This is a genomic window from Mycobacterium sp. (assembly GCF_049278535.1).
In the GTDB taxonomy this organism is placed as follows: Bacteria; Actinomycetota; Actinomycetes; order Mycobacteriales; family Mycobacteriaceae; genus Mycobacterium.
In genome coordinates, this window is sequence record NZ_JBAPMI010000188.1 from 1 (window position 1) to 16,942 (window position 16,942).

The 16,942-nt window shown below is 63.4% G+C and carries 6 protein-coding genes and 2 pseudogenes; 2 read left to right on the plus strand and 6 right to left on the minus strand.

Translation table 11 applies throughout. The features are described from left to right. Positions 1-123, minus strand: a pseudogene (locus WAO18_RS12715) (dihydrodipicolinate reductase); the annotation flags it as partial. 5 nt (positions 124-128) lie between these two features. Then, the gene (locus WAO18_RS12720; protein ID WP_422206628.1) at positions 129-1,151 is read right to left on the minus strand and encodes a Rieske 2Fe-2S domain-containing protein; all 1,023 of its coding nucleotides are present in this window, start codon (positions 1,149-1,151) and stop codon (positions 129-131) included. A gap of 177 nt (positions 1,152-1,328) precedes the next feature. Here WAO18_RS12720 and WAO18_RS12725 point away from each other — a divergent pair, with 177 nt between their 5' ends. Further along, on the plus strand, positions 1,329-1,904 hold the full coding sequence (locus tag WAO18_RS12725) for a TetR/AcrR family transcriptional regulator (RefSeq protein WP_422206663.1): 576 nt from the start codon (positions 1,329-1,331) through the stop codon (positions 1,902-1,904). Here WAO18_RS12725 and WAO18_RS12730 read toward each other — a convergent pair. From WAO18_RS12730 to WAO18_RS12740, 3 genes and pseudogenes are all read right to left on the minus strand, one after another. After that, entirely contained in the window at positions 1,897-2,679 is a 783-nt protein-coding gene (locus tag WAO18_RS12730; RefSeq protein WP_422206629.1) for a glucose 1-dehydrogenase, read from the minus strand. The genes WAO18_RS12725 and WAO18_RS12730 overlap by 8 nt on opposite strands. Before the next feature lie 94 nt (positions 2,680-2,773). Further along, positions 2,774-3,035 (minus strand): annotated as a pseudogene (locus tag WAO18_RS12735) (catalase); the annotation flags it as partial. Between the two features lie 158 nt (positions 3,036-3,193). After that, positions 3,194-4,060, minus strand: a complete 867-nt coding sequence (locus WAO18_RS12740; protein ID WP_422206630.1) for an alpha/beta fold hydrolase — start codon at positions 4,058-4,060, stop codon at positions 3,194-3,196. A 349-nt stretch (positions 4,061-4,409) separates the two neighbouring features. Here WAO18_RS12740 and WAO18_RS12745 point away from each other — a divergent pair, with 349 nt between their 5' ends. Continuing rightward, positions 4,410-15,497: a BTAD domain-containing putative transcriptional regulator gene (locus WAO18_RS12745; protein WP_422206664.1), complete on the plus strand. Its 11,088-nt coding sequence runs from the start codon at positions 4,410-4,412 to the stop codon at positions 15,495-15,497. Between the two features lie 2 nt (positions 15,498-15,499). On the opposite strand, the gene WAO18_RS12750 is transcribed toward WAO18_RS12745, so the two are convergent. Continuing rightward, positions 15,500-16,942, minus strand: coding sequence for a catalase (locus WAO18_RS12750; RefSeq protein ID WP_422206631.1), 1,443 nt, complete (start codon positions 16,940-16,942; stop codon positions 15,500-15,502).

Here is a 16,942-nt window from a genome sequence, read left to right on the forward strand (position 1 = left end):
CTTGTCGGGCGAATAGCAGTGCACGCCAATCAATTCCAGGTCTGGCCGTAATGCGATGCGCTTGATCATCTCCGACCCGACGTTGCCGGTGGCCACTTGGAACACGCGCAGCGGTGCATTCATTCGCTTCAGCCTTTCTGGGATGCATAGACGTCGGCGGCGCTACCACCGATGCCGTCGGGGTAGAACTGTTTGGCCCAGGTGCGAATCGCGGTGAACCCCTCGTACTCGGCGGTCGCCAACGCCGGTGGGTCTGAATAACGTTGGTGCCGCCAGATTTCGACGTCCTGCTCGAACTGGCGAATCACTTCCTGCCCGAATTCGCGTGCCTTGGTTTCGGCACGCTCAGTATCTTTGCCCGGGGTGCGGCCGATGTGGACCATGAACCGGACGTCGGAGGTGGACTCGTCGACGGGGGTGATAGCCGAGATGGTGCGGTTGTCGATCATGCCCCAACTCTTGGTCACCGCGATGCCAAGGCCACCGTTGATGGCTTCCACCCGGCTGTCGATGTCCTCGATCTTCTGGTTGTCGTCGCCTTCGAAGGTGATGGTGAAGTCGACGAAGGACACCGGTTCGGCGAAATCGTGGCGGGTGAAGACGGGCACGATCGGCGTGTTGTGCACGTACTTGAAATGCGCGAAGTCAACCCCGTTTTCGAGCACGTACTGCGGGTGCATTTGCAAGCGCTCGCGAAACAACCGCTGCTGTGGGTAGTAGCCGTCGGCACTGCTGCCGTCGTTGAAGCCGGCGAAGATGTCCGGCGCCTCGAAGAACGGTTCGCGCCCCTCGACGTCGTGCCAGATGTAGACCGACTCATTGCGCTCCACCACCGGATAGGTCCGGATCCGCCGGCCGCGATTGGGCCGATCCTGATACGGAATGCAGACATTGCGACCCTCGTGGCTCCACTGCCATCCGTGAAACGGGCATTGCAAGATTTCGCCGACGACCTTGCCGCCGAAGCCCAGGTGCGCCCCGAGATGCTCGCAGTAGGCGTTCATCACGGTCAGCTGACCGGAGTCGGAGCGCCAGGCGACCATCTCCCGACCGAAGTAGGTCATCTTGTGGACGTCGCCCACGCCGATCTCGTCGGACCAGGCCACCTGGAACCAGCCGGTCGGTTTCATCGACAACGGCGGTTTAGCCATGTCAGCGGGTCCTTCCTGACGTTCTCGGGCCGACGACTTTGGATGTTAGCGCCCTGGGCCGCAAATTCATAGTGGGTACTATGAAAATCTCGCAAAACCGCTACCATCCAGAGCATGGCTTCCGCGGACGTGCAGCAGCGGCGCAGTAACAAGCGCGGTCTGGCCACCCGCGAAGCGATGCTCGACGCTGCGGTGCGCTCGCTGGCATCCGGGGATCCGGGTGCGGTGTCTGCCAGTCGCATCGCCAAGGAAAGCGGCGCCACCTGGGGCGCTGTGCAATATCAGTTCGGCGACGTCGACGGGTTCTGGTCCGCCGTGCTGCACCGCACCGCCGAGCGCCGTGTGGCGACGATGTCGACATTCACCAGCGCCGAACCCGACGCGCCGTTGCGCGAGCGAGTGGGCGCGATCATCGACACGCTGTATCACGGACTGGCGTCGCCGGATTCGCGTGCGATCGAGAATCTGCGGGCCGCGCTCCCCCGCGAGCCTGACGAACTCGAGCGCCTGTATCCGCGGACCGCTGCCGAATTGTTCTCCTGGGGCAAGAGCTGGCAGGACACCTGCCAGAGCGCTTTCGCGGGTCTGGGCGTCGACTCGCAGCGCGTGCGCGAGGTGGCGGCGCTGATCCCCGGTGCGATGCGCGGCCTGGTTTCCGAGCGTCAGCTCGGTTCGTACGCCGACCTCGATGAGGCCCGCCGAGGGTTGACCAACGCGCTGGCAACCTATCTCGAGCAGTCTCGTCCTATCTGACCCATTCTGGCTGCTGCTCGGTTTCGACCGCGGAGAAGTCCTTGTGTCCCAGCCCTGCCGTGCATCCGCCGTCGACGACGAACTCCGAGCCAGTCGAGTAGCTGGACTCGTCGCTGGCCAGGTAGATCACCAGGTTGGAGACCTCCCTGGGCTCGGCCGCACGGCCCAGCGCGGTCTGGAAGAGGTCATCGGGTACCCACTCGGTCATCGGTGTCTTGATCAGACCCGGATGGATCGAGTTGACCCGTATTCCACTGGGGCCCAACTCAAGAGCCGTGGATTTTGTCAGCCCGCGCACGGCGAACTTGGTGGCTGTGTAGCCATGACAGGCGATCGTGCCGGCCATCCCTTCGATCGACGAGATGTTGATGATCGACCCGCTGCCCGCAGCCTTCATCGGTGCGACAACAGCCCGGATGCCGAGGAACACACCGGTCAGGTTGATGTCGAGAATGCGATGCCATTCCGAGAGTTCGTATTCCTCGATCAGGCCGACATTGATGATGCCGGCGTTGTTGACCAAGATGTCGACCCCGCCGAACCCGTCCACCGCGGTGCTGACGACGCGCCCCCAATCGTCGGGTTTGGTGACGTCGAGGTGCACGTATCGGGCGGAGTCGCCAACCTCTGCGGCTACCGCTTCGCCTTCGGCGTCCAGGATGTCGCCGAAGACCACCTTGGCTCCCTCAGCCACGAGCGCGCGGACATGTGAAGCGCCCATTCCGCGGGCGCCGCCGCTGACCACCGCGACCTTGCCCGCCAGTCGTCCTGCCATCGATTCCTCCTGTCAACGCACGCAATCGACGCTGACACTAGTCCGATGTGTCACGGTTGATAACTGAGTGGTCGAGGTGGATGTGAGGCGGCCTTCAACTCGCTGAGTTCGACCGAAACTCTTCTTCGACCTTCTTGCCGAGATCTGGGTCCATGTTGCGCCAATACTCGAACACTCGCGACAAACACCGGCCCCCTGACACCCTTGGATATGTGTCCAACGACGTTGTGCCCCAGACGACCTCACACGTCGCCGTCCGACGTCTCACTCTCGACCTCAACATGCGGCGTAGTGACCGGGATCTGCTTGTAATTGGTCCCAAGCCATGCCCGATCCGCGTCGAAATAGCAGAAGCCGCACGGGTCGCGTCACGTGTTTGGGCTGCTTCGCATGTGGGCTACAACAGATCCAACACCTCACCGATGCTCAAGCTGTTTCTATCGCGACTCGACGATCTGATGAGCCCAAGCAAGAAGGACTGACGCCGCGGACGCGCCCATCGCATCAAGCGCGATCAGCACTGGACCGCCAGGTTCGGATGGCGCGGCGTGGAGGCGATGAAGTTCTCGAGGATATCCGCGACCGCCGTCGGCTCCTCGGCATGCGGGAAGTGCCCAACACCGTCGAGCACCTCGAGGCGACTGCCCGACAGCGCGTCATGGGCGGCGTACGCGTGCGAGACGGGGATGATCCGGTCGCGATCACCCCAGATCAGCAGGGTGGGGAGATCGGCCGTGAGGTGAAGCTTGTTCAGCGCACTGACGGCCTGACCGCGGTGATCCACCACCGAGCGCAGAGTCCGCAAGAATGCCTGGCGGGCCCCTGCATCCGAAAGAGAGCAGTACGCCTGCCACATCTGACCTGCGCGAGGTGCCCGAATCCCTGTCGACGTCAGCCACGAACCCAGCTTGTTGCCAAGGTTCAGCACCGGTTGCGGTGCGACCACCGGAAGCACGAGCTCGGCACCCGGTGCCGACAGGATCCGCAGCAGCGGACTCAGGTCTGGGCCCAGACCGCCGCTGCCGATAAGGACCAGCCGCTCGCAATAATCGCGGTGTTGGTAGGCGAACTGCATCGCGATGCCGCCGCCGAGGGACTGCCCGATCACCGTTGCCCGGTGCACTCCGAGTTCGTCGAGAAGATCGCGCAGCCATACCGCAAACGCGCCCAACGAATAGTCGCCACGCGGTTTCGCGGACTTACCGTGGCCCAGCAAGTCAGGGGCGATGACCCGGTACGTCTTGGACAATTGCGGGATGATCGCCCGCCAAGTGTCAGAACTGCCGGCCATACCATGAATCAGCAATAGGGCGGGGCCACTACCCACATCTCGGTAGGCGATCCGGTCTCCGTGCAGTTCGAGGTAAGTCAGCTCGGTCATGCGCCTAAGTTACGCCACCGTAGGTTACCCGCGGGTAATTTGTGGTTTGACTCACTTTCGGAGACACCGGCGTGACAAGACAATCGAGTGATGCGCAATCACTTCCGACCTTGCATTCTGGTGATCGCCACGGCCATAGTCGGAAGGCACCCACGCAAGGATGTCGAGGTCATCATCCGGGCCCGGTCGCCTTTACTCGATCTTGACCGTGCGTTGAATCGCCCACCCGACGATGGGCGATATGAGTACGCTTCCATGCGTGGAACTGGGGGTTTTGGGACCTCTCCAGGTCCGGCAAGGCGACAAGCCCGTGATGATTCCGGGCGCCAAGCCGCGCGCCGTCCTCACGATGTTGGGGCTGCACAACGCCTCGGTTGTCTCGGCCGACACCCTGGTCGAGTTGCTTTGGGGCGATGCTCCGCCACGCACTGCCGCGAAGGCCCTACAAACCCACATCTCGTCATTGCGTCGCGTCCTCGGCGACGGTGTGGTGGCAACTGAGGGCGTCGGCTGGGCACTGCAGGAAGCCGAGGTCGATGCTTCACGCTATAAAGCGGCGGCAAAAGAGGCGCGCGATGCCGCCGCGACCGGCGACATCAGCCAAGCGGTGGCCCGCTTCGAGGAGGCACTTGCCCTTTGGCGAGGTATCCCCGAACTGCCGGACGGTCGGCGGGGAACCTCCGAGAAGACGCGCTGGATCGAGGGCCACGCTGCGCTCGTGGAGGATCGCGCCGACGCGCTCCTCGCAACGGGCCGCGCCGCCGAGGTCGTCGGGGAGCTCGAGGCGGCGGTGGCCGAGGCGCCGCTACGCGAAAGGCGATGGGGCCAGCTCATGCTCGCCCTCTACCGCGTCGGCCGGCAGGGTGACGCTCTTGGCGCCTATCAACGGGCGCGGACGCTGCTGGCCGACGAGTTGGGTATCGATCCCGGGCCAGAGCTTCGGCGACTCGAGACCGCCATTGTCGCACAAGATGCTACGCTAGATGTTGTTGTAGCACAACAACTTCCATCGGTAATGCGCGCAGTGACCTTTCTGCTCACCGACATTGAAGGATCGACCGCCGCTTGGGAGGCAGACGCCGCGGCGATGGCAGTGGCGCTTGCACGACACGACGAACTGGTCGAGCAGGTCGTCACGTCGCGCGGAGGACGGCTGATCAAGACGCGCGGCGAGGGTGACGCCACGTTCTCGGTCTTCGAGCGACCATCGGCAGCGGCGGCGGCCGCTCTGGAGCTGCAGGACGCAATCACCCACGAGCAGTGGGACATCCGTGAGCCGATGCGCATCCGCATCGCACTGCACACCGGCGAAGTCGAGCTCCGTGACGGCGACTACTTCGGTCGGGCGGTCAACCGCGCCGCCCGCCTGCGATCACTCGCGATAGGTGGCCAGATCCTGTGCTCGGGCGCGACCGCCGAGCTCGTCATTGACTCACTGCCCGACGACGTCGTGCTCGGCGATTTAGGCATGCGCCAGCTGAAAAACCTGGCCCGCCCGGAGCATGTCTTCGAGCTTCGCCTCGATGCCGGCGAGCGCGAAAGTCAAGGGGAGACCAGCGAAACGCCAATAGAGCGTCCCGCTCTGCCCACGGTGCTGACCGGTGCCGGGCCGTTCGTTGGGCGCGGCCGTGAACTCGAACGACTTGTGTCCGCCTGGCAGACCGCGCTCACCGGTCGCATGCACGCGGTGCTGATCGCCGGCGAGCCCGGAGTGGGCAAGACGCGCTTGGCCGGCGAGTGGTCGCAGCAGGCCTACGAGCAAGGAGCGGTGGTGTTGTACGGCCGCTGCGATGAGGATCTCGGCGCGCCATACCAGCCATTTTCGGAAGCGCTGCGCTCGCTGGTGCCCTGCCTCGGGACCAGCCGGCTCAGGGGAACGCGCGGTGTCGAAGCACTGCTTCCAGTGGTTACCGGGCTGACCGACGTGCTACCCGATCTTGCGGCGCCGACTCGTGCTGACCCGGACACGGAACGCTATGCACTTTTCGACGCAGTCGTCGCACTGTTGGAGACAGCCTCCGCGAGCGCGCCCGTCGTGCTGATTCTCGACGACCTGCACTGGGCGGCCAAGCCGACATTGCTTCTGCTGCGGCATCTCCTGCGCTTCGGTGATCACGCCCGCGTGCAGATCGTCGGGACATACCGCAGCACCGACCTCGACCGTGCCCATCCGCTGGCCGCGATGCTCGCCGACCTTCACCGGGACGGCACCGCCAATCGCCTTGCGCTCACCGGGCTAGACGAGGACGACGTGACGACATACGTCGCCGAGGCCGGTTACGACGACGAGGAGCTTGGGCGGGCGTTGGCATCGGTCACCGGTGGCAACCCGTTCTTCCTCATCGAGGCGCTGCGCCATGTCGACGAAAGTGGCGGTGTCTGGGATCCGAGCACGTTGCCGCAGGGTGTCCGTGAAGCCGTGAGCCGCCGGCTTTCTCGGCTTACGGTGGAGACGAACAAAGCTCTTGGTGCGGCCGCTGTCGTCGGGAGCCGGTTCTCCCTGGACCTGGTGGAGAAAGTGGTCGAGCAGGATCTCGTTGACGCTTTCGACGAGGCGTGCAAGGCCGGTATTGTCATCGAAGAGCCCGGAGGTCGCTACCGGTTCAACCACGCCCTCGTCCGGCAGTCGTTGCTCGCCGAACTGCCCTCGGTACGACGGATGCGGCTGCATCAACGCATCGCCACGACACTGGAGGCCCAGCCCGGTGCTGGCGACGAGCTGTTGGACGAACTGGCTCACCACTACTTCGAATGTGCTTGGGCGGGAAACGCGGCCAAAGCCGTTGAGTATTGCCGGCGCGCCGCAGACCAAGCGATGGCCCGTCTCGGTTACGAAGGGGCCGCGGATCTGTACGACCACGCGCTGCACGCGTTGGAGGAGCTTGACGACGAGTTGCCCGACCGGGACGACCAGGCCGCCGAACTGCTGGTCGCGCGCTGCGAGGCTTTACTCGCCGCGGGTGACGTGGCTCCAGCGGTAGGCGCGGTCTCGCAGCTGCAAGAAGCAACAACGCATTCGGGCCGCCTAGCGGCATGGGCGACGTGCTTCGACGGCCAGCTGTCGATGCTGATCCATCCCGAGCGATTAGACGAGGTTGAAACCGCACTCGGCACGGCCGCCAACAAGCTGGCCGAATTAGACGATCCCGCAGGCGAAGCCAAGGCCCACACCGTTCGCGCCTCATGCCTTGCCCGCCTCGGAAGAATCGGTGACTGCGAAGTCGCCCTCGACGATGCGCTCACGGCAGCGCGTCGCGCGCGCGATCACCGCCGAGTCAACGCGGTACTGGCCGGCGCGCCGCTCGCCGCGCTGTGGGGCCCGAACCCGGTTCCGCGTGCCGGCGGGCGCTGTCTCGACGTGGTGCGGCTACTCCGCATCACCACGGATTCGCCTGCGGTCGAAGCGACGTCGACGCGGTGCCAGGCCGTATTGGAGGCCTTCCGCGGACGCGCCGCGGCGGCCCGGCGAATGATTGACTCGGCCCGGCGGACGGTCACCGAACTCGGCCTGCGCCATGCCCTTCTCGAGGTCGAGCAGTTCGCAGGCATCGTCGAGCTCGTCTTAGATGATCCAGCCGCAGCCGAGCCGCATCTGCGTAAGGCGTACAAAGGATTTCGTCGGATGGGGCTGGACGCCGATACCGCCGAAACCGCCGCACTACTAGGCCGCGCCTGTCTTGCACTGGATCGAGATACCGAGGCCGACGAGTTGTGTTCGGAGAGTGAGCGTCTCGCGGGACATGCACTAAAACCATCGATCGCCTGGCGCACGGTCCGGGCTCAGTTGCTTTCACACACCGACGATCACAAGGAGGCCCGGCGGGTAGCCGAGGCTGCGGTGAACCTCGCCGAGCGCACCGACGCGCTGGTCGACCACGGTGACGCATGTCTGGCACTGGCAATGGTTTTGAGCAGCGCAGGCGACGTCGCAGGGGCGCGAACCACCGCCGAGCGGGCGGCGAACTTGTACGACCGGAAAGGCGCTGCGGCACTTACCGAAAAGGCGCGCCGCATTTTCGGCGAGCGCCCTGAGACACCCGCACCGCCCAAGGTGCCGAGCCCCGAGCTGTCCAACGCCTGCGTACAGGCGGCCAGCCGGCTCATCGATGCTGTCAATTGCGAGGCCTTGGACGAGGTAGAGCAGCTGTTAGCCCCATATGTTTCCGTCGAGAGTCGCCGCAAGATCGTCGGCTTCCCGCGTAGCGACATCCCATCCAGCCAATGGCCCCAGGATATGCGGGGCTATCTGCAGACGGGCATGGTGCGCTACCTCGGCACGCCTCTGGCCGTGCGCGGCGACCGTCTTGCCCTCTTCCGGCTGGAGATGGGCACTGCAGATCTGAGTTCGGGGGCGCCGCAGGACGAGATGCTGCAGGTGGCGGGCCTGGACGAGGAAGGTCGAATAGCGCTGCAAGTGAAGTTCGACATCGAAGACATGGACGCCGCGCTCGCCGAACTCGACGCCGCGCACGCCCGATTCGAGGACCAGCGCGCACAAACGCCGCGGCTGGACAATGCGTGCGTGCGAGCGATCGCCAGCAGCGACGCTTGTCTCGATCGTGGGGATTGGGACGAGTTCGAACGGCGTTTCGCGGCCGATGGGTTCTTCGAAAGTCGTCGCAAAATGGTCGGTTTCAGTACGGCAGATATTCGGTCTGGTAAATGGCAACACCAGTTGAGAGGCCTCCTTGAGACCGGGGAAACGATTATTTACCGTCACGAGGCTGTTGCGGTGCGAGGCCAGCGGTTTGCCCTCTACCGAGCGGAATATGGCACCCCAGATGTGAGCCCAGGCGCAGCGCGACAGGAGGTGTTACAGCTATTCGGGATCGACGAGGACGGGCTGTGCGTGTATGAGGTGTGGTTCGACTCCGATGACATGGACCTCGCTCTCGCCGAACTCGACGCCGCGCACGCGCGTTTCGAGGGCGAGCAGCCGGCCACGAGGCAGCGGCTTGAGAACGCTGCAACCCAGGTGTACCAACGCATGTGGCAGTACTTTGAAGCCCGCGATTGGGCGGCCATAACCGAGATGGTTGCTGACGATGAGTTGCTTGACGATCGCCGGCGAGTGGTCAATTCCGGTATGCGACGGGGTCGCGAAGCCGGAATCGAAGAATTGCGGGCGGCGGCCGACATCGGCTTCACGATAACGATGGTGGGCATCATCGCGGCCCGCGGCGACTGTCTCGCTCTAGTGTGTGTTCGCGCGTCGGGGCGCGATCCCGATGCGATACAAAACGATGTCTTGCAAATCGTACAGGTCGACGCCGACGAACGGATTGCGGTCGTAATTACGTTCGACAGCAACGACTTCGATGCCGCCGTCGCCGAACTCGACGCCCGCTACCTCGCCGGCGAGGCTGCTGCCCACTCGCCCACCTGGCTTGCCATCACGCAAGCGTGCGCCGCCTTGAATCGACACGAACTCCCCGCGACAAAGCCCGACTTCGTAGACGTCGACCACCGGCCGATTACATCGTTCGGACCGGGAGACCTCATGTCGTACCTTGCTGCGGCGGTGGAGGACTCGTCGGAGATCCGGATCTACATAGAGACCGTTCACCGGATAAGCGATCGCGGGGCGGTCACCACCCACGTGGCAACCGGGACCTCAAGGGAGGGCCTCTATGCCGAGTGGCGAATGATCGATGTCTTTGCGGTCGAGGACGGCGTGATCAGTAGTGCTGAACTCTTCGACGAGGCAGACCTCGACGCCGCGATCGATAAGTTCGATGAACTCAGCCGACCGGCACCGCGGCTGGAAAACGCCGCAATACGTGTGTACGAGCGCCTTTGTTCCTGCGTTGCGGCCGGCGACTGGGACGTCGTGGCACAGATAACGGCCGAGGACGTTTGCGTCGACGATCGCCGGCGGGTGGTCAACGCCGGGGTCCAACACGGTCGAGACGCCAACATCAAAGATGCCCAGGCGACCGTTGATGTCGGCTTCACGCTGACGATGGTCGGCACCCTGGCAACCCGCGGCGAACGCCTCACCCTCTCACGAGTGCGCGTGTCGGGCAGCGATCCCGGCACGATTCAAAACGACGGCCTGAACCTCGTCGAGATCGACGCCGAGGAGCGAATCGCGGCGATCGTCGTATTCGACCTCGACGACTTCGAGGCTGCCTTCGATGAGCTTGATGCCCGCTACTGCACGGGTGAAGCCGCCGAATACGGGGGCACGTGGTCGGTGATCACGGAGGGTTACGCCGCGATCAACCGGGGCGAACTTCCCCGGACGACGCCGGATTGGGTCAACATCGACCATCGGCTTGGGACGTCGTTTGCGCCGGGCGATCTGCCCGCCTTACTCGCCGAGTGGAAACTCGCACCTGACGTGAGCAGCTTTTCGTCCATCGAAGTTGTGCATCGATTGAACAACCGCGGCGCTGTGATTATCTCCGTGTCGCATGAGACCTCACACGAGGGCATCGACGCCGAGTGGCGGACGATCAGCGTTGTCGCGGTCGAAGGCGACCTGATCAACCGTCTAGAAGTCTTCGACGAGGCAGAACTCGACGCGGCGATAGCCAGGTTCGACCAGCTCAACCGTTCGTCACCATCCGTTGAAAACGCGGCGAGTCGAGCGGCCGGAATCTATCTACAACGAGTCATTGCTCATGACTGGGACGCGATCGCAGAAATGTTGGCCGCCGATTTCTCCATGGACGATCGTCGTCACGTGGTGGGCGGCGGGATCCACCGTCGGGACACCGAGATCGTCATGTCGCAAGTGCAAGTCGACCTCGGCCTCATGCGCTCTGTGCCGACCGTCATCGCGGTCCGCGGCGAGCGCCTCGCGCTGAACCACGTCCACCACTCGGGGCGCAATCAAGAGCTAGAGCCATTCGTTGCTGAGATGCTGGTCGTCGTAGAACTCAACACAGACGATCGGATCGCAGCAGCCGTCGCTTTCGACCTTGACGAGTTCGACGCCGCCATCGAAGAACTCGATGCCCGATACCTGGCTGGCGAAGCAGCCGCGCATGTGCACGTATGGTCCACCGTCAGCGATGGCTTCACTTCTATGCGCCGGTACGAGTTGCCGCCGACGACATCGGACTGCGTCAGTATCGACCACCGACGGACAGCTGCGTTCGCCCCGGGTGAACTGAACGACTATTTCCGTGCCGCGTTTGACCTCACGACAGACCTGCGGATCTACATCGAGACGGTGCACCGCCTGAACGACGTCGGAGCGGTTTGCACCCATGTGACACATGGCGCTTCGCACGAAGGCTTCGAAGCCGAGTGGCGAGAGGTCGACGTTTTGATGGTCGAAGGCAACATCGTCAACCGTTGCGAGGTATTCGACGAGGCAGACCTGGACTCTGCGATCGCCTGCTTCGACGAACTTCAGCCGCAGACGCGACGGCTGGAAAACGCGGCAACCCAAGTGGCCGAAAGGTTTTGGAGATGCTTCGCGGCCCGCGACTGGGATGGCTTCGCCGAGACTTTGGCCGACGACTACTACAGCGACGATCGCCGTGCGATCGTGGGCTCGGGAACCCGCTATGGGCGAGATCGCGCGCTATCAAATATGCAGGCAATGGCCGACCTCGGTTTCACCAACGGGGTGACGACCGTTCTCGCGATCCGAGGGCGTCATCTCTGCCTCGTACGTTCCGTCTACACGGACAGCGGCCAAGCGGCAGCGAATGTCATCACCGACGTTCTCGGCCTTGTCGAGGTCAACGCCGATGATCGGGCTACTGCCATCATCGTGTTCGCCCTAGACGACTTCGATACCGCCATCGCCGAACTCGATGCCCGATACCTCGCCGGTGAGGCCGCCGACCACGCGGAGACTTGGTCGGTTATCGCAAAGTCCTACGCCGGGGTCAATCGCCAGGAGTTGCCCCCGACGACGTCGGATTGGGAAAATGTCGACCACCGGCGAGCTATCGCGTTCGCGCCCGGCGATCTGGAGGCATACCTCCGCACAACATTCGACAACTTCGTGCCGGACTTGCACGTCTACGTCGAAGTTGTGCATCAGCTCAGCAACATTGGAGCAGTGGTCACCCGGTTCGCGCGTGGAACCTCACGAGATGGTCTCCAAGCCGAGTGGCGAGAGATCGGCATTTCCACGGTAAGTGGCGACTTGATCACCCATTCTGAGATGTTCGACGAAACAGATCTCGACGCCGCGCTCGCCCGCTTTGAGGAGCTCAATCTGGCGAGGCCGCGACTGGAAAACGCCGCAAGCCAGGCAGGTGAGCGCTACTTGGCCCTTTTCGCGGCGCAAGCCTGGGACGCGATGGCGGGATTGCTGGCCGATGAGTATTCCAATGACGACCGCCGTCGCGTCGTTGGCGCAGGGGTACGACACGGTCGAGACGCCCAGATAGCGGACATGCGGACAGTCGCGGACCTGTGGACCACGAACGTCACCAGCACCGTCGTGGCGACGCGCGGAGGCCGCCTTGCCCTCATGCGGCTCACCTACTCGGACCGCGATCGCGCATCCGAAGCATTTCTCACGGAAGCACTCGGCGTTCTCGAGATCAACGCCGACGGGCGGATCGCCGCAGTTGTCTTTTTCGACCGTGACAACATCGACGCAGCCTTCAATGAACTCGACGCCCGATACGTCGCCGGCGAAGCAGCAGCCCACTCGCAGACGTGGTCGGTTATCGCGGCAAGCTACGCCGCGTTCAACCGGCACGACCTTCCCGTCGCGGACTGGGTCACCATCGATCGCCGACGGGCTACCCCGTTCGAGTCCAGCACCATGACCGAGACACTCCGCGCCATTTGGGATCTCACGCCTGACCTCAACATTCGGATCGAGACGGTGCATCGGCTCAACAGGTTCGGTGCGGTCATAACCCATGCGGCGTCGGGCACCTCGCCGGAAGGCTTCGAGGCCGAGTGGCGGGCGATCGACATCTTAACCGTCGACGACGACCGGATCACTGGTTGCGAAATCTTCGACGAGGCAGACCTCGACGCGGCGCTTGCCCGGTTTGACGAATTGTGCCCACCAACACCGCAGTTGGAGAATGCGGCAAGACGGGTGTACGAGCGCATGCAGGATCTTTTCGTGGCGCGTGATGAGGGCGCCATAGCCGAGATCCTGGCCGACGACATCTATACTGACGATCGACGTCGGATAGTGGGGGTTGGAGCCCAACACGGCCGGGATGCCGTGATCGCCGAGATGTCGGCAGTCGTCGAGGTCGGGGTTAGGAACCATACGTCGGAGATCGTTGCGACCCGCGGCGAGCACCTTGTCCTAAGTCGTGCGCGAACCTCCGGTCGGGATCAGCATGCCGAGGCCTTCCACGTCGAAGCCCTCGACGTCATTGAGATCGACACCGACGAACGGGTGGTGGCCCGGGTCGTATTCGACCCGGACGACATCGTCGCCGCCCTCGAGGAACTTGACGCTCGCTACCTTGCCGGCGAAGCCGCCGACCGCGCGCACACGTGGACGCTTATCGCAGGCCTTTATGCCGCGCTAAACCGGCACGAGCTGCCTGCGAGAACGCCAGACTTTGTTGACGCCGATCACCGTCGGTTGGCTTCGTTTGCGCCCGGTGACATCGTCGAATTCACCAGTTCCGCTTTCGATCAAATTCCGGACATCTCGTTCCGTATCGAAGCCGTGCATCGGTTGAGCAACTCCGGAGCAGTTGTCACCCAAGCACTGCGCGGGACCTCGAGAGGGGGCTTCGAGGCGGAGTGGCGCGAGATCCACCTCACGATGATCGAAGGCGACCTGTTCTGCTGCAGTGAAATCTTCGACGAGGCAGACACCGGCGCCGCGATAGCCCGCTTTGACGAACTTCAGCCGCAAACGCGGCGACCAACAAACGCGGCAAGCCAAGTCAATGAACGCTTCTGGGGTTATTACGCGGCCCGCGAATGGGACGCCATGGCCAGGCTGCTCGCCACCGACATCTCCTCCGACGATCGTCGTCGCGTCGTAAACGCCGGAATCCAGCACGGCAGGGATAACCAGATCGCAGACATGCGTGCCCTCGCCGCGGTTGAGTCGAACATCACGGTGACCGACATCGCCACCCGCGGAGAGCGCCTCGTCCTCACTCGTGTTTGTTCGTCGAATCGCGACCTGAGGCACGGGGAGTTCGACGTCGAGCTGCTGGCCATCGCGGAGATCGACGCCGACGATCGGATCGCGGCGACCATTCTGTTCGATGCCAACGACTTCGACGCCGCCTTCGAGGAACTCGACGCCCGCTACGTCGCCGGCGAAGCTTCCGCCTACGCCGACACTTGGTCGGTGATTGCCGGAAGCTTCGCCAGCTTCGTTCAGCACCAACTTCCCGCGATGACGCCGGATTCTGTGTTCGTAGATCATCGACCGCTGGTAACGATCGAGTCGGTGGATCTGGCCGCGTTAACTCGTTCCGTATGGGACGTCACCCCGGACGGCAAAGTCTCCGTTGAGGCGGTACATCGGCTGACCGAACTAGGAGCCGTCGTAACCCACGTGCTGAAAGGTATCTCGCCAGAAGGCTTTAACGCTGAGTGGCGGATGATCGATGTTTTCACGGTCGAAGGCAGCCTGCTCAGCCGCTGCGAAATTTTCGACGAGTCAGATCTCGACGCCGCGTTGGCAAGGTTCGACGAGCTCAGTCGGCCGACGCCGCGGCTAGAAAACGCGGCAAGCCGAGTGCATGCCCGCCTCAAGGCGTTCATTACGGCCCGGGACTGGAATGCGTTAACCGAGATCGTGGCCGACGACATTGCAATCGAAGACCGCCGTCGGGCCGTGAACTCCGGGATTCAATACGGTCCGGATGCCGCCATCGCGGACATGCGGGGCGCCATTGAGTTGGGACTCACGAATATCTCGTTGACCGTCACTGCGACCCGCGGCGATCGCCTTGAGCTCTCTCGTATGTATGTCTCGGGCGAAGATGCACCTGATGCGTTCGGCATCGAGTTTCTCAGCGTCTTCGAGATCAACGCTGACGGGCGCCTGGTGGCACGCGTCGGGTTCGACCCCGATGACATCGACGCCGCCCTCGTAGAACTCGACGCCCGGTACCTTGCTGGCGAAGCGGCCGCCCACGCGCACACATGGTCCGTCATCGCGAACGCCAACACAGCGTTCAACCGCCACGAGATGCCGCCGACGACGCCGGAATGGGTCAATATCGACCACCGGCCTGTGACAGCTTTCGGACCCGGCGACATGGAAGCCTACATCCGTGCCACATGGGACGTCGCGCCAGACATGAAAAACAGCATCGTGACCGTGCATCGTTTGACCGACCTCGGAGCGGTCAACACACAGATGACGCTTGGGACCTCGCAAGAAGGGTTCGAGGCCGAATGGCGAGAGATCGTGCTTTTGACGGTCGACGGAGACCTGCTCAACCGGATCGAAGTCTTCGAAGAGACCGACCTCGACGCCGCTCTCACGAGGTTCGACGAACTGCACCGCCCGGAGGCGTGAGCCTAGCCTGACCGGAGTCCCTCCTCGACCTTCTTGCCGAGATCTGCGTCCACATTGCGCCAGTACTCGAGCACCCGCGACAGGACCGGCTCCTTGACACCCTGAGACACGTGTCCAACGATGTTGTGCACCAAGCGGTCTCGCGCCGCGTCGTCGAGAACCTCACGCACCATGGTTCCGGCCTGGCCCCAGTCATCGTCCTCGGCGCGCAGGGTGTAGGCGGCGCGGATCATCTCGCCATCGGCTTGCCAGCGCACCTCGGCGGCCCGCGCCGGGTCCGCGTGCGGACCGCCATACGAGTTGGGTGCGTACACCGGATCGGAGACGTTCTTCATCCGCATCGCGCCGTCTTTGGAGTAGCTGTTGACCTCCACATGCGGCGTGTTGACCGGGATCTGCTTGTAGTTGGCACCCAGCCGTGCCCGGTGCGCGTCGGAGTAAGAGAAGCCACGGGCCAGCAGCATCTTGTCCGGGCTCAAGCCGGTGCCGGGCACGATGTTGTTGGGCTCGAAAGCCGCCTGCTCGATCTCCGTGTGGTAGTCGGTGACGTTGCGGTCAAGGGTCATCTTGCCGACGTCGATCAAGGGATAGTCGCCGTGCGGCCACACCTTGGTTAGATCGAATGGGTTGAAGCGGTAGGTCTTGGCCTCCTCGAACGGCATGATCTGCATTTTCAGCGTCCAGCTCGGAAAAATGCCGCCCTCGATCGAGTCATAGAGGTCCCGCTGGTGGTAATCGCCATCCTCACCGGCGAGCTGGTCGGCGTCCTCCTGGGTGAGGAAGTCGACGCCCTGGTCGGTGATGAAGTGGTACTTCACCCAGAAGATCTCGTCGGCGGCGTTGATCCAGCTGTAGGTGTGGCTGCTGTAGCCGTTCATCTGCCGCCAACTCTTGGGGATGCCGCGGTCACCCATCAGCCACGTCACCTGATGAGCCGACTCCGGCACCAGACTCCAGAAGTCCCACTGCATGTTGTGATCACGCACATTGCTTGCCTGCAAACGCTTTTGGGAGCGGATGAAGTGCTGGAACTTCATTGGGTCGCGCATGAAGAACACCGGTGTGTTGTTGCCGACCATGTCGAAGTTGCCCTCCGACGTGTAGAACTTCAACGCGAAACCGCGCGGGTCGCGCCACGTGTCTGGGCTGCCGCGCTCGCCGGCGACAGTGGAGAATCTGGCCAGCATGTCGGTTTTGGTGCCCGGCTGGAATACCGCGGCCCTGGTGTACTTGCTGACGTCGTTGGTCACCTCGAAATGGCCGAAGGCGCCGCCGCCCTTGGCGTGCGGCTGCCGTTCCGGGATGCGCTCCCTGTTGAACTGCGCCATCTGCTCGATCAGGTAGTGATCCTGCAGAAGGATCGGGCCGTCGGGTCCGATCGTCAGCGACCGTTCGTCGCTGGGCGCCGGGGCGCCGCCGTCGGTGGTGGTGTAACGCTCAGTCAC

Bases quoted from the DNA above. Each gene is read 5' to 3' on its own strand.
- WAO18_RS12720 (WP_422206628.1), bottom strand. From the start codon at position 1,151: ATGGCTAAACCGCCGTTGTCGATGAAACCGACCGGCTGGTTCCAGGTG.
- WAO18_RS12725 (WP_422206663.1), top strand. From the start codon at position 1,329: ATGCTCGACGCTGCGGTGCGCTCGCTGGCATCCGGGGATCCGGGTGCG.
- WAO18_RS12730 (WP_422206629.1), bottom strand. From the start codon at position 2,679: ATGGCAGGACGACTGGCGGGCAAGGTCGCGGTGGTCAGCGGCGGCGCC.
- WAO18_RS12740 (WP_422206630.1), bottom strand. From the start codon at position 4,060: ATGACCGAGCTGACTTACCTCGAACTGCACGGAGACCGGATCGCCTAC.
- WAO18_RS12745 (WP_422206664.1), top strand. From the start codon at position 4,410: ATGTTGGGGCTGCACAACGCCTCGGTTGTCTCGGCCGACACCCTGGTC.